19 protein-coding genes are annotated in these 21,477 nt (G+C 64.6%); 16 read left to right on the forward strand and 3 right to left on the reverse strand.

The genetic code is table 11. From position 1 onward, the window contains the following. Positions 1-91 precede the first annotated feature (91 nt). A complete protein-coding gene (locus tag ACVJNE_RS10355) occupies positions 92-868 on the reverse strand; it encodes a L,D-transpeptidase (RefSeq protein ID WP_499565296.1) in 777 nt (258 codons plus the stop codon). Positions 869-1,070: 202 nt separating this feature from the next. Between ACVJNE_RS10355 and ACVJNE_RS10360 the strand changes: the two genes are divergently transcribed. The 6 genes from ACVJNE_RS10360 (at position 1,071) to ACVJNE_RS10385 (ending at position 8,690) form a co-directional block, all read left to right on the forward strand. Continuing rightward, a complete protein-coding gene (locus ACVJNE_RS10360) occupies positions 1,071-1,709 on the forward strand; it encodes a DNA-3-methyladenine glycosylase I (RefSeq protein ID WP_499565298.1) in 639 nt (212 codons plus the stop codon). Between the two features lie 153 nt (positions 1,710-1,862). Next, positions 1,863-2,714 (forward strand): TIGR01459 family HAD-type hydrolase, encoded by an 852-nt coding sequence (locus tag ACVJNE_RS10365; RefSeq protein ID WP_499565300.1) that lies wholly within the window; start codon positions 1,863-1,865, stop codon positions 2,712-2,714. Between the two features lie 6 nt (positions 2,715-2,720). Further along, a complete protein-coding gene (locus tag ACVJNE_RS10370) occupies positions 2,721-3,707 on the forward strand; it encodes a bifunctional riboflavin kinase/FAD synthetase (RefSeq protein ID WP_499565302.1) in 987 nt (328 codons plus the stop codon). Between the two features lie 92 nt (positions 3,708-3,799). Further along, on the forward strand, positions 3,800-4,606 hold the full coding sequence (locus ACVJNE_RS10375) for a MipA/OmpV family protein (RefSeq protein ID WP_499565304.1): 807 nt from the start codon (positions 3,800-3,802) through the stop codon (positions 4,604-4,606). A gap of 241 nt (positions 4,607-4,847) precedes the next feature. Further along, a complete protein-coding gene (gene ileS, locus ACVJNE_RS10380; protein WP_499565306.1) occupies positions 4,848-7,871 on the forward strand; it encodes an isoleucine--tRNA ligase in 3,024 nt (1,007 codons plus the stop codon). 153 nt (positions 7,872-8,024) lie between these two features. Next, the gene (locus ACVJNE_RS10385; protein ID WP_499565308.1) at positions 8,025-8,690 is read left to right on the forward strand and encodes a hypothetical protein; all 666 of its coding nucleotides are present in this window, start codon (positions 8,025-8,027) and stop codon (positions 8,688-8,690) included. A gap of 10 nt (positions 8,691-8,700) precedes the next feature. On the opposite strand, the gene ACVJNE_RS10390 is transcribed toward ACVJNE_RS10385, so the two are convergent. Next, positions 8,701-9,147, reverse strand: a complete 447-nt coding sequence (locus tag ACVJNE_RS10390; protein WP_499565310.1) for a nucleoside deaminase — start codon at positions 9,145-9,147, stop codon at positions 8,701-8,703. 78 nt (positions 9,148-9,225) lie between these two features. Between ACVJNE_RS10390 and ACVJNE_RS10395 the strand changes: the two genes are divergently transcribed. From ACVJNE_RS10395 to ACVJNE_RS10415, 5 genes are all read left to right on the forward strand, one after another. Continuing rightward, positions 9,226-10,956, forward strand: a complete 1,731-nt coding sequence (locus ACVJNE_RS10395) for a pseudouridine synthase (RefSeq protein ID WP_499565312.1) — start codon at positions 9,226-9,228, stop codon at positions 10,954-10,956. 2 nt (positions 10,957-10,958) lie between these two features. Next, on the forward strand, positions 10,959-11,513 hold the full coding sequence (gene rsmD / locus ACVJNE_RS10400) for a 16S rRNA (guanine(966)-N(2))-methyltransferase RsmD (RefSeq protein WP_499565314.1): 555 nt from the start codon (positions 10,959-10,961) through the stop codon (positions 11,511-11,513). A gap of 105 nt (positions 11,514-11,618) precedes the next feature. Continuing rightward, positions 11,619-12,992, forward strand: a complete 1,374-nt coding sequence (locus ACVJNE_RS10405; RefSeq protein ID WP_499565316.1) for a M16 family metallopeptidase — start codon at positions 11,619-11,621, stop codon at positions 12,990-12,992. After that, positions 12,989-14,353 carry a M16 family metallopeptidase gene (locus ACVJNE_RS10410; protein ID WP_499565318.1) on the forward strand — a complete coding sequence of 455 codons (1,365 nt, stop codon included), beginning with the start codon at positions 12,989-12,991 and terminating at the stop codon, positions 14,351-14,353. Before ACVJNE_RS10405 ends, ACVJNE_RS10410 begins: the two co-directional genes overlap by 4 nt. A gap of 10 nt (positions 14,354-14,363) precedes the next feature. Then, complete coding sequence (locus tag ACVJNE_RS10415; RefSeq protein ID WP_499565320.1) at positions 14,364-15,266, forward strand: patatin-like phospholipase family protein; 903 nt, start codon at positions 14,364-14,366, stop codon at positions 15,264-15,266. Positions 15,267-15,282: 16 nt separating this feature from the next. Here the strand turns inward: ACVJNE_RS10415 and ACVJNE_RS10420 are convergent, their stop codons facing one another. Continuing rightward, positions 15,283-16,656 (reverse strand): MATE family efflux transporter, encoded by a 1,374-nt coding sequence (locus ACVJNE_RS10420; protein ID WP_499565322.1) that lies wholly within the window; start codon positions 16,654-16,656, stop codon positions 15,283-15,285. Between the two features lie 194 nt (positions 16,657-16,850). Here ACVJNE_RS10420 and ACVJNE_RS10425 point away from each other — a divergent pair, with 194 nt between their 5' ends. The 5 genes from ACVJNE_RS10425 (at position 16,851) to waaA (ending at position 21,473) form a co-directional block, all read left to right on the forward strand. Further along, positions 16,851-18,194, forward strand: a complete 1,344-nt coding sequence (locus ACVJNE_RS10425; protein ID WP_499565324.1) for a TldD/PmbA family protein — start codon at positions 16,851-16,853, stop codon at positions 18,192-18,194. Position 18,195: 1 nt separating this feature from the next. Then, on the forward strand, positions 18,196-18,978 hold the full coding sequence (locus tag ACVJNE_RS10430) for a 3'(2'),5'-bisphosphate nucleotidase CysQ (RefSeq protein WP_499565326.1): 783 nt from the start codon (positions 18,196-18,198) through the stop codon (positions 18,976-18,978). Positions 18,979-19,095: 117 nt separating this feature from the next. Continuing rightward, on the forward strand, positions 19,096-19,332 hold the full coding sequence (locus tag ACVJNE_RS10435; protein WP_173186841.1) for a DUF4170 domain-containing protein: 237 nt from the start codon (positions 19,096-19,098) through the stop codon (positions 19,330-19,332). A 33-nt stretch (positions 19,333-19,365) separates the two neighbouring features. Then, positions 19,366-20,151 carry a lysophospholipid acyltransferase family protein gene (locus tag ACVJNE_RS10440; RefSeq protein ID WP_499565329.1) on the forward strand — a complete coding sequence of 262 codons (786 nt, stop codon included), beginning with the start codon at positions 19,366-19,368 and terminating at the stop codon, positions 20,149-20,151. After that, positions 20,148-21,473, forward strand: a complete 1,326-nt coding sequence (gene waaA, locus ACVJNE_RS10445; RefSeq protein ID WP_499565331.1) for a lipid IV(A) 3-deoxy-D-manno-octulosonic acid transferase — start codon at positions 20,148-20,150, stop codon at positions 21,471-21,473. The genes ACVJNE_RS10440 and waaA overlap by 4 nt, the downstream gene beginning before the upstream one ends. Positions 21,474-21,477 lie beyond the last annotated feature (4 nt).

Raw genomic sequence — 21,477 nt, forward strand, 5'->3', positions numbered from 1 at the left:
TTTGGCGACAGCGGAGCTGACTGCCGCTTGTCGGCGGCGCCCGTCCCCTGGGCGTACCGCCATCCCCTGCTCCGGAATTGACGCGCAGAAACTAGATCACGACCACCTTGGCTCCGAGAGGCACGCGGTCATAGAGGTCGATGACGTCCTCGTTGCGCATGCGGATGCAGCCTGATGACACCGCCCGGCCGATGGTCGAGGGCTGGTTCGTCCCGTGGATGCGGTAAAGCGTCGAGCCGAGATAGAGAGCACGCGCGCCGAGCGGATTGGCCGGACCGCCCTTCATGTGCGCAGGCAGTATGCGCCCCTTCTTCTTCTCACGGGCGATCATCTCCGCCGGCGGACGCCAGTCGGGCCATTCCGCCTTGCGTGTCACCTTGTGCGATCCCGCCCATTCGAAGCCCGGCTTGCCGGTGCCGACGCCGTAGCGGCGCGCCTGGCCGCCCGATTCGACGAGGTAGAGCAGATGCTGTGTCGTGTCGATGACGATGGTGCCGGGTGCGTGCGGGCCGTCATAGGCGACGGTCTGCGGCAGGAATTTCGGATCGATCTGTGCGCCGGCATCGCGCGTCGCGCTGGGAAGCGCGGCCGTCTGCACCTGATCGCGGCCCGGCGCGACCGCAACACGCGCCCGTTCACGAACGATCGGTTGCGGCGCAACGCGGACCTGCACGCCCGGCAGACCATGGCGAACCGTCTCGCGCCGCTGGTAGCCGGCGGGTGCGCGCTGCAACTGCAACACCCAGGGCGCAGAAAGATCGGGGCTGACGACGACCGGCGGTCGTTCGCGGTAGCGCTCCTGCGCAATGGCGTGCGACGTCAGTCCAGTCAGGGCGGCGGCGACCGCCAGCGAAAGAAAATGTCTCATCGAACCTACTCGCAACATCTCGTCGTGAGAAAAGCCGCAAACCGGGTGGCAGGCGGCTGTTTCATGGCCGATTGTCAGGAGAGGCAACGCAAAAAGTGTGAACGGACTTCCGTAAAATGCCGCCTTTTGCGTAAACCTTCCGGTGTGGTTACCGGGTCGTTGAGCCGTATGGTAAAAGTGAACTTAAGGACGTTTTCTGACGATGGATGGATCGAATGGCCTGGTGACGGGCGAAGATGGCGCGGCGCGCTGCGCGTGGCATGGCAACCTGCCGGACTACCAGCGCTACCATGACGAAGAGTGGGGGCGACCGGTCGTCGATGACACACGGCTGTTCGAAAAGCTCTGCCTCGAAGGGTTCCAGTCAGGCCTGTCGTGGCTGACGATCCTGCGTAAGCGCGAGAATTTCCGTGCCGCATTCGACGGCTTCGACTTCGGCAAGCTGGCCGTCGCCGACGAGGCTGAGGCGATCGAACGGCATTTGCAGGACCCCGGCATCGTGCGCCACCGCGGCAAGATCGCCTCGGTCTACAACAATGCGCGCCGCGCCGTTGATCTGGCCAGGGAGCGTGGCTCGCTGGCCGGCTTCTTCTGGTCGTTCGAGCCCGGCCCGGACCAGCGGCCGGCAGTGATAGACATTGCCGCAGTACGCGCCATGCCGAAGACCGAAACGTCGGCTCGCATTTCGAAGGAGTTGAAAAAGCGCGGCTGGTCCTTCGTCGGCCCGACTACGGTCTACGCCTTCATGCAGGCCATGGGCATGGTCAACGATCATATAGAAGGCTGCATCTGCCGTGTGGAAGTCGAGCTGGCGCGGTCGAGATTGCAGCGCCCTCGCTAGGCTGCCACGGGGCCGATCCGCCCGCAATGCGGCTTACCCGTATTACGCTGGTCATCGATGGGCGGCAGTTTGGCACTAGTGACAGGTCAGGCCGCTTCGGCTAATTCCGGGCGCCCGGCAGCGGCCGGCAACAATGACAGCGGACGGAGTGAAATGGCCGAACTGATAGAGACACTGGATGAGCTCGCGGAAGGCTACGCGGCGATCTTCTGCGACGTCTGGGGTGTCGTTCACAACGGCATTCGTCCGTTCCAGAATGCAGTGGATGCGCTCAGGCGCGCGCGGCAGAAGGGCAAAGCGGTCGTGCTGCTGACCAATTCGCCGCGCCCGAGCAAGGGCGTGGTCGAGCAGCTGGGTGCGATCGGCGTTGCCGAGGATTGCTGGGACAGTATCGTCACCTCGGGCGACGTGACCCGCGACCTGATCAGCGATGGCCCGCGGCGCGTCTTCCACATCGGCGACGAGCGACAGCTTGCGATCTATGACGGGCTCGACGTCGAGCTCGTCGAGGAATTCGAGGCGCAGACGGTTGTCTGCACGGGCTTTCTCGACGATGAAACGGAGGGACCGGAGGACTACGCCGAATTGCTGCAGCGCCTGCGCGCACGCAACCTGCCCTTCATCTGCGCCAATCCAGATATCGTGGTCGAACGCGGCGACAGGCTTATCTGGTGCGCCGGCGCGCTCGCCCGCGACTATGCCCAGCTTGGGGGGCGCACCGAGATTGCCGGCAAGCCGCACAGGCCGATCTACGAAGCCGCACTGGCTTCTGCCGCCGAAGTTCTTGGCCGTGACGTGGAACGTAGCGAGGTCCTTGCGATCGGAGATGGCATGCTCACGGATGTGAAAGGCGCGGCGAGCAACGGTTTTGACGTGCTCTACGTCTCCGGCGGCATCCATGCCGCCGAGTATGGTAGCGAGCTTGCACCGGATCGCGAGCGCCTGACTGCCTTTCTCGACAAGCACGGCTACCGCCCTGTCGCCGTCATCCCGCGTCTCCGGTAGTCATCCATGAGCCGCCAGCCGATCGAGCGCATTGCCGGCTCTTCAACCCTTCCCGCTTCGTGCCGGGGAGGCGTGGTCGCCATCGGCAATTTCGACGGTGTGCATCGCGGCCACCAGACCGTACTCGCCCGCGCACTCGCCGAGGCTGAGGGGCGTGGCGTGCCCGCGCTGGCGCTGACCTTCGAGCCGCATCCGCGCGCCGTATTCCGGCCGGACGTGCCGCTCTATCGTATCACACCCGCGCCCGTTCGCGCCCGGCTGCTTCAGGTGCTGGGTTTCAGGGCGGTGGTGGAGCAGCCGTTTGACCGGCAGTTCTCGTCGCTCAGCGCCGAAGCGTTCGTGAGCGACGTGCTGGTCGATGGGCTGGGGATCAGTCATGTCGTTACAGGCTTCGATTTCCATTTCGGCAAGAACAGGCAGGGCGGGCCTGCCTTCCTGATGGAAGCTGGCGAGCGGCTCGGCTTCGGCGTCAGCCTCATCGACGCCTTCCGGGATGAGGGCGCTCAAGTTGTCTCGTCGAGCCGCATCCGCGAACTGCTTTCGGCCGGCGAGGTTGCGGAAGCAGCGGGGCTGCTCGGTTATCGCTACACCGTGGAGACAGAAATATCGCACGGGAAAAAGCTGGGCCGCCAGCTCGGCTTTCCGACCGCGAACATGCAGTTGCCCGTTTCCACTGGCCTCAGGCATGGCATCTATGCGGTGCGCTTGCGCCGCGCCGATGGTTCGCTTCATGACGGCGTAGCAAGCTTCGGCCGCCGGCCGACCGTCACCGACGACGGCGCGCCGCTGCTTGAGACATTCGTGTTCGACTTTTCCGGCGATCTCTACGGCGAGGTCTGCAGCGTCTCGTTCTTCGGTTTCCTGCGCGGTGAGGAGAAGTTCGACGGGTTGGAACCGCTCATCGCGCAGATGAAGCGCGACGAGGACGAAGCGCGCGCGCTGCTCTCTGCTGTGCAGCCTTTGTCCGAACTGGACCGCACGATTGCGTTTTAATCGTCTGGCGGGTGGACGAATCCGCGCCCTTAATGCAAAATTAACCCAACGCTTGCAGTGCTGAATGCAAGAGTATCGCGTAGGTGAGTGGTATGAACCGCCAAAAATATCTGGGTATCGCGCTGACAGCGCTCGCTACACTTGGCCTGGCTGCGCCTGCAGCCGCCGAGGGATGGTTCTCAGGAGATTGGTATCTGAAGCTTGGCGGCACCGCGCTCTATGCACCGAAATTCGACGGTGCTTCCGGTCGTTCGCTTGCCTTCCAGCCGATCGTTTCGCTGGGCAAGCACGGCCGCTCGTCGCGCTTCTCCTCGCGCAATGACAACATCTCGCTGGCGCTGGTCGATACCGGTCTGATCCGCGCGGGCGCTGCCGGCAAGCTGGTTTTCCGCCGCGATGGAGACACCGATGCGCGCCTGATCGGCCTGTCGCCGGTGCGGTTCGGTGGCGAGCTGGGCGGTTTTGCCGAGATCTATCCTACTGACAACATGCGCATGCGTGCCGAGCTGCGCCATGGCATCCGCTCGCATGACGGAGTCGTGGCCGACCTGTCGGCCGACTTCTTCATAAACGTTACCGATACGATCCAGATTTCGGCCGGTCCGCGTGCCCGCTGGGCATCGGCGGACTATTTCGATGCCTACTACGGCGTCGATGCAGCCGAATCGGCGGCAACCGGCCTTTCCCAATATGCACCGGGCAGCGGCTTCGCCTCTGCGGGCATCGGCGGCGCGGTCAACTGGAAGGCGACGGACAGGCTCGACACCAGCCTCTTCGCCGAATATGCGCGGCTGACGGGTCCGGCTGCGGATTCGAGCCTGGTTCGCGAGGGCGGCTCCCGCGACCAGTTCACGCTCGGCGCCAGCGCGACGTGGCGCTTCGACTTTTCGATCCGCTAGGCCGGGGCTTGCATTCGCCTCTTTATTCCGCGTTCGCGCTCGGCTAAAAGCGCGGACCATGAGACAGCGCGCGCTTCCCATCGCGATCACGATACGAATTATTGGCCCGGCTTTCCGGGCGGCCTGAGCGGCTGCCGGAAGGTCCGGGTATTTCGCGCGCCGCCCGCCCGCGCGCCTTTCGCCTGTTTGACAAGACACCCGCCCGGAGCCGCGCCGCCCGGGCCGACGATGCGACGAGATCATGACGACCGCTGAGAAGATCGACTATTCCAAGACCCTCTATCTGCCGCAGACGGAGTTTCCGATGCGTGCGGGCCTGCCGGACAAGGAGCCGCTGCTGGTCAAGCGCTGGCAGGAGATGAAGCTCTACAACCGCCTGCGCGAAAGCGCTGCCGGCCGGCCGCTCTATGTGCTGCACGACGGCCCGCCCTACGCCAACGGCAACATCCATATCGGCCACGCGCTCAACAAGATCCTCAAGGACGTCATCACCCGCTCGTTCCAGATGCGCGGTTATGATTCCAATTACGTGCCGGGCTGGGACTGTCACGGCCTGCCGATCGAGTGGAAGATCGAAGAGCAATACCGCGCCAAGGGCCTCGACAAGGACCAGGTGCCGGTCAACGAGTTCCGCAAGGAATGCCGTGAGTTCGCGCAGCACTGGATCGAGGTGCAGACCGGCGAGTTCAAGCGCCTCGGCATCGAGGGCGATTTCGACAATCCCTACACGACGATGAACTTCCACGCCGAAGCGCGCATCGCCGGCGAGCTGATGAAATTCGCCATGTCCGACCAGCTCTATCGCGGCTCCAAGCCGGTGATGTGGTCGGTGGTGGAACGCACCGCGCTGGCGGAGGCCGAGGTGGAGTATCAGGACTACGAGTCGGATACGATCTGGGTGAAGTTTCCGATTCAGGTGACGCCCTCGGAGGACCTCGGCGGATGGTATATCGTCATCTGGACGACCACGCCGTGGACGATCCCCGGCAATCGGGCTGTCTCCTATTCGCCTCGTATATCCTATGGCTTCTACGAGGTGACTTCTGCCGAGAACGATTTCGGCCCGCGTCCGGGCGAGAAGCTGATCTTCGCCGACGCGCTTGCTGAAGAGTCGTTTGCCAAGGCGAAGGTCGGGTTCAGGCGCATTCGTACCGTCACTTCGGATGAGCTAGGTGCGATTGAATGTGCCCATCCTCTCAATGGTCTCGGAGACGGCTACAAGTTCTTCGTCCCCATGCTCCCCGGCGACCACGTCACCGACGATGCCGGTACTGGTTTCGTCCACACCGCGCCGGGCCATGGTCGCGAGGACTTCGACGCGTGGATGGACGCAGGCAAGGAGCTTGCCGCGCGCGGCATCGAAACACGCATACCCTTCACCGTGGACGATGCCGGCTACTTCACCAAGGATGCGCCGGGCTTCGGGCCGGATCGCGAGGGTGGGGCCGCGCGCGTCATCGACGACAACGGCAAGAAGGGCGACGCCAACAAGGCCGTCATCGAGGCGCTGATCGCGGCGAACATGCTGTTTGCGCGTGGGCGGTTGAAGCACTCCTACCCGCATTCCTGGCGTTCCAAGAAGCCGGTGATCTTCCGCAACACGCCGCAGTGGTTCGTCTATATGGACAAGGACCTGGGCGGCTACGGCCTTCCTCGGGAAGGCCGAGCGTCCGACCGGACGCCGGGCGACGTTTCGCCCGCCCCCGCGGAGGCCAGCGAGCGGAGCGAGCGCTCGGCCGTGAGCGATAACACACCCGACACGCTGCGTAGCCGCGCGCTCAAGGCCATCGACGACACCCGCTTCGTGCCGGCCGCCGGCCAGACCCGCCTGCGCGCGATGATCGAGGACCGGCCCGACTGGGTTCTTTCCCGTCAAAGGGCATGGGGCGTGCCGATCTGTGTCTTTGCCGACGAGAATGGCGAGGTGCTGAAGGACGAGGCCGTCAACGCCCGCATCCTCGAGGCCTTCGAGGCCGAGGGCGCGGACGCTTGGTTTGCCGAGGGCGCTCGCGAGCGCTTCCTGGGCTCCCGCGCCAACGAGAACTGGTCGATGGTGATGGACATCCTCGACGTCTGGTTCGATTCGGGCTCGACCCATACATTCACGCTCGAGGACCGGCCGGACCTGAAGTGGCCGGCCGACGTCTATCTCGAAGGCTCCGACCAGCATCGCGGCTGGTTCCATTCCTCGCTGCTGGAAAGCTGCGGCACGCGGGGCAGGGCGCCCTACGACACCGTCATCACCCATGGCTTCACCATGGACGAGGACGGCCGCAAGATGTCGAAGTCGCTCGGTAACACTGTCGTCCCGCAGGACGTCATGAAGCAGTCGGGCGCCGACATCCTGCGCCTGTGGGTCATGACCACCGACTACTGGGAAGACCAGCGCCTCGGCAAGAACGTGCTGCAGACCAATATCGACGCCTATCGTAAGCTCCGCAACACCATTCGCTGGATGCTCGGCACGCTGGCCCATGACGAGGGCGAGGACGTTGCCGTCGCCGAAATGCCCGAGCTGGAGCGGCTGATGCTGCATCGGCTGGCCGAGCTCGACGAGCTTGTGCGCAAGGGCTACGACGCCTTCGATTTCAAGCGCATCACCCGCACGCTCATCGACTTCATGGTCGTCGAGCTGTCAGCGTTCTATTTCGACGTGCGCAAGGACACGCTCTACTGCGACGCTCCATCGAGCACGCGGCGCAAGGCGGCCATCGTCGTCGTGCGCCGGCTGTTCGACAGCCTCGTGACCTGGCTTGCGCCGATGCTGCCGTTCACCATGGAGGAAGCCTGGCTCGACCGTCATCCGCGGGCTGAATCCGTGCACCTGGAGCAGTTCCCCACCATTCCCGCCGAATGGAAGGACGAGAAGCTTGCCGCCAAGTGGCGAAAGGTGCGCCAGGTTCGCCGCGTCGTCACCGGCGCACTGGAGATCGAGCGGCGCGAGAAGCGCATCGGCTCCTCGCTGGAGGCCGCGCCGATCGTTCACGTCACCGATCCGGAGCTGCGCGCTGCCATCGCCGACGTCGACATGGCCGAGACATGCATCACCAGCGGCATCTCGATTGTGGATACGCCGGCACCCGACATCGCCTTCACGCTGGACGAGGTGAAGGGCGTTGGGGTGGTTCCCGCAATGGCCGGCGGGGCCAAGTGCGCGCGCTCCTGGCGCTACACGTCCGATGTCGGTTCCGATCCGGAGTTTCCCGATGTTTCGGCGCGCGATGCGGCCGCACTGCACGAACTGCGTGCTTTGGGCCGCTTGTAAACAGGGCCTGGCGGGCAAATGTCCTCCGACATTGCCCGCCGGAGCCGATTAGGGTACAAGGCGCGCTGACTGAACGCCTTGTTCTCGCCGGATTTTCTGGCGAGACTGGACGTTGATCCGGCGTTTTTCGCCCGATGTGAGAGGCAAGTTTCAGTGAAGATCGACCGCATTCATAAGCGTGGCCGCACGCCGCTCGTTCTCGGCGCTTCCATGGCATGCGCAGCGACGCTGCTTTCGGGCTGCATGGGTTCGCCCACTTACGGCACCGGCAAGACCGCCAACCAGCAGCTCGTCGAGGATCTCACCGGCATTCTCTCGGTCGGCCCTGCCGACAAAGGTCCGGAGATCGCATACAACCCGCGCCCGAAGCTGGTCCAGCCGGCTTCGCTGGAGGTTCTGCCTGAGCCCCAGCAGGATCTGGCCAGCGCGGGCAACCCGGCATGGCCCGAGTCGCCCGAGGAGCGCCGCGCGCGCATCCGCGCCGAGGCGACCGCCAACCAGGATAATTCCGCTTACCGGCCGCAGGTTTCGCCCGGTGGCCTTGCCAAATCCGATCCCAACTACGATCCGGAGCGCTGGGGCGCCCAGCCCATCGTCAGCGGTGCTGCCCAGCGGGCGGAAGTGCAGCGTCGCCTGCGCGAGCGCAATCAGGGCGAAGCGACCAACCGCCGTTACCTCAGCGAGCCGCCGCTCGACTACCGCCAGCCGAACGCGACGGCGCCCGTTGGCGATCTCGGCGAGGAAGAGTGGAAGAAGGAACGTCGCGTCAAGCGCGCGTCGAGCAAGTCTTCCTGGCGCGACTACGTACCCTGGCTTTGAGGACCGGTCTTCAGCGCCGGTCCCTGAAGAAGTTTTTCAGCATTTCAGAAGCGCGTTGTTCGCCGATGCCGGCGTAGACATCCGGCGCGTGATGGCAGGTGGGTTGCGCGAAATAGCGTCCGCCACTGACGACGGCGCCGCCCTTTTCGTCGACCGCGCCGAAATAGAGCCGCCGGATGCGCGCGAAGGAAATTGCCGCCGCGCACATCGGACACGGCTCCAGCGTCACGTATAGATCGGCGTCGGGAAGCCTTTCGCTGGCCATAAGGCGGCAGGCTTCGCGGATCGCCAGGATTTCGGCATGGGCCGTGGGATCGTTCAGTTCACGGGTGCGGTTGCCGGCCTTCGCCAGTAGCACCCCTTCGCGAACGAGAACGGCGCCGATCGGCACTTCGCCGCGGTTACGCGCGGCTTCCGCCTCGGCAAACGCCGCTTCCATGAAGGGGGACGATCTCATGCGTTCTCCGCCACTGACATTTCACTCGCAAGGCCCTATGCGGTCTGATAGTTACCCGCGCTGAAAGGCGAGCGCCACATGAACGATGACAAGAAAAGACCGCCGCGCGGCGACGCAGGACGCGGCCCGCGCGGTGAAGGTGGCGAAAAGCGCCAGTTCCGCAAGCGCGAGGACAGCGAGCGCCGGCCCAACGCGAAGGCTGATGGCGAACGCAAACCCTTCCGAAAGCGCGAGGATCGTCCCGCTGGCGAAGGCGGTGATAAACGTCCGTTCCGCAAGCGCGAAGATGGTGAACGCCGACCCTATGCGAAGGCCGAAGGCGAGCGCAAGCCGTTCCGTAAACGCGAGGACCGCCCAGCCGGAGAGGGCGAAAAGCGTCCGTTCCGCAAGCGTGAGGACGGCGAGCGCAGGCCCTACGCGAAGGCCGATGGCGAGCGCAAGCCGTTCCAAAAGCGCGAGGATCGTCCAAGGGGAGAGGGTGGCGACAAGCGACCATTCCGCAAGCGCGAGGACGGCGAGCGCAAGCCGTTCCATAAACGCGACGACACCGCCGCATCGCGTCCAGGCAAGCGGGAACGCGAGGTGGCAGTGGATGCGGGTGAGGCCGCTGCTACGAGCGAGCGCATCGCGCGGCGTCTCGCACGGGCTGGCGTGGCCTCGCGTCGCGACGCCGAGGAAATGATCGCGGCCGGCCGTGTCAGGCTCAACGGCAAGGTTCTCGACACGCCGGCGGTCAATGTCGGCCCGCGTGACCGGATCGAGCTCGACGGCAATGAAATTCCGGCCATCGAGCGGACGCGGCTGTTCCTGTTCCACAAGCCGGCCGGTGTGGTTACCACGAACCGCGATCCGGAGGGCCGTACGACCGTCTTCGACATCCTGCCGAAGAAGCTGCCGCGGCTCATGACCGTCGGGCGGTTGGACATCAACACCGAGGGGTTGTTGCTGCTGACCAATGATGGCGGCCTGTCGCGTGTGCTCGAACTGCCGGCCACGGGCTGGCTGCGCCGCTATCGCGTGCGCGTGCACGGGAAGGTCGAGCCGGAGGCGCTTGCCACCCTCAAGGATGGCATCGCCGTCGACGGCGTTTTCTACGGCGGCGTGGAAGCGACGCTCGACCGCGAGCAGGGCTCCAATGCCTGGCTGACGGTCGGCCTGCGCGAGGGCAAGAACCGCGAGGTCAAGAACATCCTCGGCGCGCTCGGGCTCGACGTGACGCGGCTGATCCGGCTGTCCTATGGCCCCTTCCAGCTTGGCGAACTTGCCGAGGGCGAGGTGCGAGAACTCAAGGGCAAGCTCCTGCGCGACCAGCTCGGCGAACGCCTGATCGAGGAATCGGGCGCGAATTTCGATGCGCCGGTGCTCAACGAATTCTCCAACAAGCCGGTCTCGGCCACCTCGGAGAAGAAGCGCGAGGAGCCCGCTGAAAGGCCCAATCGCAAGCGCGAGCGCGAGCAGAAGCGCGAGGACGCGCTGGGGCGGCTGCAGACCAAGCCGATGCGTGGCGCGGGCCCGAAACGGGGAAATCCCAACGACAGGGCCGGACCGGCAGGCGGAAAGTTCCCGCGAGCCAAGGACGGTCCGCGCGAGGAGCGTCAGCCCGAGAAGCAGCGTTCGCGTACGGCCAATGTGTGGATGGCGCCCGGCGCCCGGCCCATGGGCGAGAAAAAGGCGGCAGCACTTGCCGAGCGCAACGAGGGGCGACGGTACGCGGGAAAACCGCGGCCTGACGGTGCCAAGGGTGGCAAAGGCGGTGGAAAGCCCGGACCGCGCGGCAGCGGCCCGCGCAAGCCGCGAGGCGAGGGCTGAGCTTGCGCGTCGTGGGGGGCGAATTGCGCGGGCGCCCGTTGGCCGCGCCGCGTTCGGATGCGATCCGGCCGACGACAGACCGCACGCGCGAGGCGGTCTTCAACATCATAGCCCACAGCCAATCGGTGCGGCTTGAAGGCGCGCGCGTGCTCGACCTTTTCGCCGGCACCGGGGCTCTTGGCATCGAGGCGCTTTCGCGCGGCGCGGCGCATTGCCTCTTCATCGAGGAATCAGCCGAAGGTCGCGGCCTGATCCGCACCAATGTCGAAGCGATGGGGCTTCAGGGCCGCACCAAGATATTCCGCCGCGACGCAACCGCGCTCGGCGAAACGGGCACGATCCAGCCTTTCGATATCGTCTTTGCCGACCCGCCCTACGGCAAGGGACTGGGTGAACGCGCGCTTGCCTCGGCACTTGCCAGCGGCTGGCTCAGGCAACAAGCCTTCGTGATGGTGGAGGAGGCGAGCGGATCCCCCTTCCAGCCGCCCGCGGGGCTGAAACTGGTTCAGCGCCGCGACTATGGCGACACCACCGTGACTTTCTGCGAGCGCGCCTGACTTTCGTCACGGTTGCGCCCGATGACGCAGTTGTTAGTGCCGCCGCGATTGCATGCATGGCCGCAGGCGCTAAGTCTCGCAGGGTCTCTGGAGAAGGAAGCTTTCATGATGCTGATTCCCGGCCGCGGTGCCAGCGCGCCTTTCAGGGCAGTGCTCACCGCCGCGTTCATGGCCGTCCCGCTTGCCTTTGCCACCGCAGAAGAAGCGCCGCAGGTCGAGCATTTCACCCTCGACAACGGGCTCGAGGTCGTGGTGATCCCCGACCGGCGCGCGCCGGTCGTCACCCAGATGGTCTGGTACAAGGTCGGCAGCGCCGACGAGGAACCGGGAAAATCGGGCATTGCCCACTTCTTTGAACACCTCATGTTCAAGGGCACCAGCAATCATGGCCCCGGTGAATTCTCCGCGCGTATCGCCGAGATCGGGGGCCGCGAGAACGCCTTCACCTCCTATGATTACACCGCCTACTTCCAGCAGGTTGCGCCTGGTGAGCTGAAGACCATGATGGAGTTCGAGGCGGACCGGATGCGCAACCTCATCCTCACGGATGACGTGATCGGGCCCGAGCGCGACGTCATCATTGAGGAGCGCAATTCGCGGGTCGAGAACAGCCCGGAATCCCTGCATGGCGAGGAAGTCAACGCCACGCTCTACCAGAACCATCCCTATCGCTTTCCCGTGATTGGGTGGATGCAGGAGATCGAGCAGCTCAACCGGGAGGACGCGACCGAGTTTTACGACCGGTTTTACGCGCCGAACAATGCTGTGCTGGTCGTAGCAGGCGACGTGGATGCCGCGACCGTGCGCAGCCTTGCCGAGGAGACATACGGGCTTGTCGAGCGCGGCCCGGACCTGCCGCCGCGCATACGCCCGGTGGAGCCGGAGCAGAACACGAGCCGTATCGTCGAGATGTCGGACCCGCGCGTCGGCGTGGCCAGCTACTCCAAGCGTTGGGTCGTGCCTTCCTACACGACCGCCGAGGACGGCGAGGCCGAGGCGCTCGACCTGTTGTCCGAAATACTTGGCGGCGGAATGCGCAGCCGTATCTATCAGGAACTGATCGTGCGGCAGGGCATAGCCTCGTCGGCCGGCGCCTACTATCAGGGCACGTCGCTCGATGACACGGCGTTTGTCGTCTATGGATCGCCGCGCGGCGACTCCACGATCGAGGACGTCGAGCGCGCGATCGATGCGGAGATCGCAAAGGTCGCAGAGGAAGGCATTTCCGAGGACGAGCTTGCGAAAGCCAAGAAACGGGCGACCCGTTCCATGATCTTCGCCCGCGATGACCAGTCCGGCATGGCGCGTATCTACGGCTCGACACTGACGACCGGTGGGACAGTCGAGGATGTTCTGGAGTGGCCAGAGCGCATCGACGCCGTCTCCGCCGACGACGTAAAGCGGGTCGCCGCGCGCTACCTCGATCAGCGCCGGTCTGTGACCGGCTATCTGCGGCCCGAAAAGGATGACCGCTCATGAACGCGACGGAGGCAACCCCCTCAATGCAGGCCAATCGCTTCACGCTGACGCTGACGACGCTGCTTCTGGCGTTGATGTTTCTCACCCTGCCAGCCGTCCTTCCGGCGCGCGCCGCCGTCGACATCCAGGAGGTTACCTCCGACAGTGGCGTCAAGGCCTGGCTGGTGGAAGATTACACCGTGCCGATCATCTCCGTGCGGTTTGCCTTCAAGGGCGGCAGCACCCAGGACCCGGAGGGCAAGGAGGGTGTCTCCACGCTGATGACTGGCCTGTTCGACGAGGGTGCAGGCGATCTCGATGCCGACGCCTTCCAGGAACGGCTGGACGAGGTTGGCGCGGAAATGAGCTTCAACGCTACGCGCGATGCCGTCTATGGGCAGATGCGTATGCTCGAGGAGGGGCGCGACGACGCGTTCGACCTTCTGCGGCTTGCCGTCAACAACCCGCGTTTCGACCAGGAGCCGGTCGACCGCATCCGCGCCCAGATCATGACGCGCATCCAGCGCGACATGCGCGATCCGGAATCGCTGGGGCAGGAAGAATTCGCCCGCGCGCTATACGGCGATCATCCCTACGCACGCCGCTCGGACGGGACCGACGAAACGCTCGGCTCGGTAACGCCAGAGGACCTGAAGGCGCTGCATGCGCGCACCTTCGCGCGTTCGAACGTCAGTATCGGCGTTGTCGGTGCGATCGATGCCGAAACCCTCAAGACGATGCTCGACAATGTGTTCGGCGACCTGCCGCAGGAATCCGAGTTGCTGCCGGTGGAACATGTTTCGCCGCAGCTGGACCAGGAAATTTCCTACGCCTATCCCCTGCCGCAGGCGACGATCCAGCTTGTCTATCCGGGCATTGCCCGCGACGACCCCGAGTTCTTCCCGGCCTTTCTCATGAACCACATCCTTGGTGGCGGCACCTTCTCTTCGCGACTGTTCGACGAAGTGCGGGAAAAGCGTGGTCTTGCCTATGGCGTTGGTTCCGGCCTTCATACCGGCGAATACGCCGACATGCTGACGATCGGCACGTCCACGCGCGCCGATCGGGCAAAGGAAACCCTCGAACTCATTCGCGAAGTGGTGCGCGGGATGGCGCAGGAGGGGCCTACGCAGGCAGAGCTGGAGCGCGCCAAGACCTATCTGATTGGGGCATATCCGATCAACAATCTCGATTCGTCGGCGGCTATCGCGCGGACGCTCGTCGAATTGCAGCTCGACGATCGCGGCATCGACTACATAGACCGCCGGGTCGGCTACATCAACGCCGTGACGCTCGATCAGGTCAAGGCGGCTGCCCATCGCCTGCTTGTTGCCGAACCTGCGATACTGGTGATAGGTCCGGAGGCGGCAGACGGCGGCTGAAAGGAAGGCTATGGAAGCCTCGATCCCCGAGCGCGCCACGGAAAGCGGCGCGCCGCAGCTCGAGAAAGGTCGTGACCCGACCTTTGCCGTCGCCTTCGGCGGCGGCGGCGCGCGGGGCCTCGCCCATATCCACGTCATCGAGGCGCTCGACGAACTCGGCATCAGGCCGGTGGCGATTTCCGGCTCGTCGATCGGGGCGATCATGGGCGCCGGCATGGCCGCCGGAATGTCGGGCAAGGAGATCCACGATTATGCGCACTCGATACTCGGGCGACGGTCCGAGGTGGCAGCGCGCATGTGGCGCGCACGTCCGGGAAGCTTTTCGGAGATTGTTTCCGGCGGGGTGGGTCTCACGCAGTTCAATGTAGAGCGCATCATCCACGCGTTTCTGCCAACTGTCATTCCGGAGACCTTCGAGGAACTGCAGATTCCGCTGCAGGTGACGGCGACCGACTTCTTCGCGCACAGGGAAACGATCTTCGATAGCGGTGATCTTTACAAGGCGGTCGCGGCGTCCGCGGCCATCCCAGCCGTGTTTCGCCCGGTCAGGCATGAGGGCCGCATCCTCGTCGACGGCGGCATAGCCAATCCAGTCCCGTTCGACCTGCTCGAAGGCAAGGCGGACATATTGATCGCCATCGACGTGGTGGGTTCGCCGGTGCATGACCGCCGTGCCAAGCCCAACTCGCTCGATCTCGTATTCGGCGCCAGCCAGATCATGATGCAGTCGATTATCGCACTTAAGCTGCAGCAGGGCCGTCCGCAGATAATGCTACGTCCGCCCGTGTCGCACTTCCGCGCGTTGGATTTCCTCAAGGTCGACCGCGTCATGGCGGAGACAGCCTCCATTAAGGACGAGCTGAAACAGGCCGTCGGTGCCGCGGTGGAGCGCTTCGAGAAGGACGAGGTCTGAGCATCGCTCCCCGTCGCTATTGAAGTGTCGCCGCCTTACCGGTGGAGAAGGGCGAATTGGCGGCAGGCGGCGGCGACGGCACGTCATCTTCAGCCGGTGGCTTGTCGCCGATGCCGCGAACGACGCGAAAGGCCACGACGGCGGCGACGATACCGAACACGATCGCGCCGAGACCCCAGCCAGCGATGACCCCTTTGGCTCCGTAAAGCTGCGCGCCCGCCCAGACGAACGGGATCACGCCCAGCGTCGACCGTCCCCAGTTGAAAACCGTAGAATAGGTTGCAAAGCCCAGATTGTTGAAGGCAGCGTTCGCCACGAACAGCATGCCGTTGAAAAGAAAGCTGCCCGCAACAAAGAGGCAGAAGAAGATAACGAGCTCGCGCGCTTCGCCCACCGCGCCGAAAAGATCGGCGACCGGCGTCGACAGCAGGGCGAGTAGCATCCAGACGCCCAGGCAATAGAGCGTGACGAAGACCAGCGCATCGCGCAGGGCAGTGTTGAGGCGATCGTAGCGCCGCGCGCCGTAGTTCTGGCCAAGGATTGGTCCGACAGCGCCGGAAAGCGCGAAAATCACTCCGAAGGCCACCGGGATGAGCCGACCGACGATCGCCCACCCTGCGACCGCCTCATCGCCGAAGCGCGCCATCTCGATCGTCACATAGGCGTTGCCCACGGGCGTTGCGATCTGGGTCAGGACCGCGGGTATCCCGATCGCAAAGAATGGCCGCGCTGCCGCCACCATCTTGCGCGGGCCGGGCAGCGCCATCAGTCGGTGCACGACATGCGCGCCATGGATTCCGATAGCGAGCAGGACCAGTCGCGACAGCACGGTCGAGATAGCCGCGCCATCAAGCCCTAAGTCGAACCCGAAGATAAGGATGGGGTCGAGCACCGCAGCCGCCGCGCCGCCAGCCAGCGTCACATACATGGCGCGCCGTGCATCGCCGACGCCACGCAGGATGCCGGTTGCGCACATGCCCATGGAGACGAGCGGCGACGACGGGATTACGATCTGGAGAAACCGCGTTGCGAGCTGGCGGGTCTCGCCCGTTGCGCCCAGGAGACCGACGAGCGGATCGAGGAACGGCCAGATGGCCAGCACGATGACGCCCGTCGTCAGGCCCATGAACATCATCGCCGCGCCGCCCATGCGCGCGGCTTCTGCCCGGTCGCCGCGTCCGAGTGCGCGTGAAACCAGCGCCGAGGCCGCAATTGTCAGGCCGATGGAGACCGACAGGGTAAAGAACATCAGCGTGCTGGCAAAGCCGATTGCCGCTGCGAGCTCCTGCACGCCGAGCATCGAAATGTAGAAGAGATTGAGGGCATCCACGATGAAGATGGCGACCAGACCCACCGAACCCGTCGCTGTCATCACGGCGACATGGCGCATCGTCGATCCTGTGACGAATTTGGCCTGTGTGGAGGTGGCGGATGCGGGTGCTGGCATCGGACTCGGGCGCGGTGTTTATCGCTCCTACCACGAATTGGCGTCTCCGCCAGCCATTGCAACGCGCAACCCATGGCCATAGATGGAGGCTACGTACTGCCAGACACCTCCCATATCCGCAGGACCAGAGCTTTTTGATGAACCAGAAGATCGATTCCAGCAGCCTCGCCGATCTCGTTGCGCGGCTTGTGGACGCTGCGAAGCGTGCCGGGGCCGATGCTTCCGATGCCGTTGCTGTCCGTTCCAGGTCGACCAGCGTTTCGGTGCGGCTGGGCAAGGTGGAGAACACCGAGGCAGCCGAAAGCGACGACGTCTCGCTTCGCGTCTTCCTCGGCAATCGAACCGCCAGTGTGTCGGCCAATGCCGCGTCCGATCCGGCGTCGCTCGCCGAGCGTGCGGTAGCGATGGCGAAGGCCTCGCCCGAAGATCCGCATCAACGGCTTGCCGATCAGGCACTGCTTGCACGTTCGATCCGCAACCTCGACTTGTTCGACCCGACGGAACTGTCGGCGGAAAGGCTGCGCGAAGACGCGCTTGCGATGGAAGAGGCGGCCATGGCCGTATCAGGCGTCACCAATTCAAGCGGTTCCGGCGCATCGGTGGGCATGGGCGGGCTGGTGCTCGCCACCTCGCATGGCTTTCTTGGCGAGTACATGGCGACGCGCTTCTCGCGTTCCGTCAGTGTGATCGCTGGCGAAGGCACGGGCATGGAGCGCGACTACGAATACTCGTCCCGGCTCCATTTCGCAGACCTCGACCAGGTCGCGGAGATTGGCCGCAAGGCGGGCGAGCGCGCAACCAGAAGGCTCGGTGCCCGCAAGGCACGCACAGGCCCTGTGACTGTCATCTACGACCCGCGTGTTGCGCGTGGCATCGCCGGGCACCTGGCGGGCGCCATCAATGGCGCGTCGGTGGCACGCAAGACCAGCTTCCTGCGCGATATGATGGGCAAGAAGGTGGCGTCAGCCGGCATCACGGTAACCGACGATCCGCTCAAGCTGCGCGGCCAGTCCTCCAGGCCGTTCGATGGTGAAGGCGTGCAAGGCGAGAGCATGACCATGGTTGACCGCGGCGTGCTTGGTCACTGGTTTCTCTCGACCTCTGCTGCTAGCGAGCTCGGGCTGCAGACCAACGGGCGCGGCGTGCGTGCATCGTCATCGGTGTCCCCATCGTCGACCAACCTGGCGATCGAGCCCGGTGACCAGTCGCCGGAAGAGATGATTCGTTCGCTCAAGTCCGGATTCTACGTCACCGAGGTGTTCGGACAGGGCGTCAACATGGTGACGGGCGAATATTCACGCGGGGCGTCGGGCTTCTGGATCGAGAACGGCGAACTCGCCTGGCCCGTGTCCGAGGTCACTATAGCCGCGAATCTCAGGGACATGTTCCTCAACATGGTTCCGGCCAGCGACCTCGACCGCAATTTCGGCACGGCCGCGCCGACGCTTCTTATCGAAGGGATGACGCTTGCAGGCGAATGAAATGGTCGTTGACGATCTGAATGCTGACCTTGCGCTGCTGCGCGACGCGGCGCGAGAGGGCGGCGAGATCGCGATGCGCTATTTCGGCAAGGAGCCGGAGGCTTGGCTCAAGGACGGCTCGTCGCCGGTAACCGCCGCCGACATTGCCGTCGACCGGTTCCTGTTCGAAACGCTGCGCGCCGCGCGACCTTCCTATGGCTGGCTTTCGGAAGAGACGGTCGACAATCCTGATCGGCTTGCCGCACGACGCACATTCGTGGTCGATCCGATCGACGGCACGCGCGCCTTCATTGCAGGCAGGCGGACGTGGTGTGTTTCCGTTGCCGTGGTCGAAGACGGCGTCGCCATGGCGGGCGTACTCGACTGCCCGGCCAAGCAGGAAGTCTACGAGGCGACCGCTGGCGGTCCCGCGATGTGCAACGGCAAGGTGATCGCCGTCGCCGGCCATGGCGAACGTCCGCGTGTCGCTGGCCCCAAGCAGCTTCTCGTGCGCGCGCCCGCTTATATGCGTGCCGGCCCGGAGATCGCATACATTCCATCGCTTGCCTATCGGCTGGCCATGGTGGCGAGCGGGCGTCTTGACGGCACCTTCGTCAAGCCGAATTCGCATGACTGGGACCTTGCGGCAGCAGACCTGATCCTGCGCCGTGCTGGCGGTGCCGTGGTCAATGTCCGAGGGGAAGCACCCTTTTATGCCGGTGCCGATCCGCGCCACGGTGCGCTGGCGGCCGGCAGCGGCAAGCTGCTGCATGATATGGCGAAGGTTATCGCGACCGCGGAATGACGTCGCGCCTTCACGCGACGGTTTCAAAACGTAACGAATTCCTCTAGAGGAATTGCCATCGCCTCGGCGCCGCCCCCGCGCCGGGGTGCTGCTCCACCCAAGACATGTGTGACCGATATGGCCGAAGACACCGGAAGCAAGCAACTCCTACACCTCGTATTCGGCGGCGAGCTGACGTCGCTGTCCAACGTTGATTTCCGCAATCTCGACGAGCTGGACATCGTCGGAATCTTTCCCGACTACAAATCCGCCGAAATTGCGTGGAAAGCAAAGGCGCAGGCGACCGTGGATAATGCCCATATGCGCTATTTCATCGTCCACCTGCATCGCCTGCTCGACCCGCAGGCCAAATAAGCCAGAACGACAACAACAAGAATAACGATACGCATGGACGACAACGCCGTTTCACCCCTGCCGGAGACGCGCGCGCAGGCGCGCAAGTCCAAGCCGGGCGTCTTCAAGGCCACCTGGAAGAAGATTAGGCAGCCGCTCGTCCGCTCGACATTCGTGAAGCATCTGCTGGCGACGCTCATCGCGGGCCTGGTCAAGTTCATCTACTGGACCAATCCGGCTGCTGCCGGGTCCGACGATCCGGCACCGCGCATTGCCGCACTGTCTCCAGCAATCGGGGCCCTGTGGCACGGCCAGCACCTGCTGGGTCCGGCGGTCAATCCGCGCCGTCACAAGCTGGTCGCCATGTTCTCGCGCAGTGCCGATGCCGAGCTCAACGCGCTCGTTGCACAGAAGCTCGGCTTCGGCATCGTGCGCGGCTCGGGCGGCCGTGAAGGCACCAAGGCCGACAAGGGCGGCGCCAAGGCGCTCATCACGCTCAAGAAGACGCTCGACAGCGGCATGAACGTGGCGATGATCGCCGATATTCCGCACGGCACGCCGCGCCAGGCGGGCCTCGGCATCGTGACGCTGGCGAAGGTTTCCGGCCGGCCGATCGTCCCGGTGGCGATTGCCACCAGCCGCCGCAAGGTACTTGAGCGAAGCTGGGACAAGACCACCATCAACCTGCCCTTCGGGCGCCACGCGCTGGCGGTCGGGGAGGAAATCTACGTGCCCTCCGATGCCGACGCTGAAATGATGGAGGCCAAGCGGCGCGAGGTGACCGCATCGCTCAACGCGGCGACCGAGCGGGCGTATAAACTGGTCGACGGTACGCGATGAGCGAACGCTGGGCCCGCACGCTGCTGACAGCATACAGATGGGCGGGCGCAGCCGCCTATCCCGTCATCGGCGGCTATGTGGCCTGGCGCGCGACCAAGGGCAAGGAAGAACACAACCGCCGGCGCGAACGCTACGGCCGCGCTGGCCTGCCCCGCCCGGAAGGGCCGCTGGTGTGGCTGCATGCGGCGAGTGTCGGTGAAACGATCGCGGTTGCACCGCTGATCGAGCGTATCGTCGATTTCGGCATCAATGTCGTGCTCACCACGGGCACCGTCACGTCGGCACAGGTCGCTAAGGAACGCCTCGGCGACCGCATCATCCACCAGTATGTGCCGCTCGACCTGAAACCCGCCGTGAGCCGGTTTCTCGACCATTGGCAGCCCGATCTGGCGATCATCGCCGAATCCGAGATATGGCCGATGACCATTCTGGAACTGGGCGCGCGGCGGGTGCCGCAGGTGCTGGTCAATGGTCGGCTGTCCGACCGGTCGTTCGCGAGCTGGAGCAAGCGCGGGTTCATCGCGGAAGCATTGCTCGAAAACCTCGCCCATGTGATTGCCCAGTCGGAGGTGGACGCCGAGCGCTTCCACAAGCTCGGCGCGCGGCCCGTTACCGTGTCCGGCAATCTCAAGGTCGACACGGTGCCGCCGCCCGTCGATACTGAGGTTCTGGCGCGGATCAAGGGTGAGATAGGCAACCGCAAGGTCTGGGCCGCGGTCTCCACGCACGACGGCGAGGAGGACGCAGCGGTTCATGTCCATACCCTGCTGCGCGGCCGCCATTCGGATCTGCTCACCGTGATTGTTCCTCGCCATCCCGAGCGCGCCGATGCTATCGCCGCTGCCTGCGCCGAAAAGGGACTGACCGTGGCTCGCCGCAGCCTCGGCGACAAGATTTCATCGGGCACGGACATCTTCCTCGGCGACACAATCGGCGAGATGGGACTCTATTTGCGCCTGACGGAGATAGCCTTTGTCGGGCGCTCGCTGACTGGACAGGGCGGCCAGAACCCGCTGGAGCCGGCCATGCTCGAGACGGCGGTGCTGGCTGGCCGAAACGTGCAGAATTTCCGCGAATCCTATCAGAAGCTTGCAACCGCGGGAGGCGCCCGTTTCGTGCGCGACAAGGACGTGCTGGCGGGTGCTGTCAATTTCCTGCTCAACAATGAGCCGGAGCGGCGCAAGATGATGGACGCGGGCATGCGCACGGTCGAGGAGATGCGTGGCTCCCTCGCCAAGACGCTGCAGGCGCTTGAGCCCTACATCCATCCCCTCATCGTTCAGGCGCGGTTGGGCACCGCCGTCAACGGCAGCGGGCGCTAGGGCC

It is taken from the genome of Mesorhizobium sp. DxT, assembly GCF_058448885.1.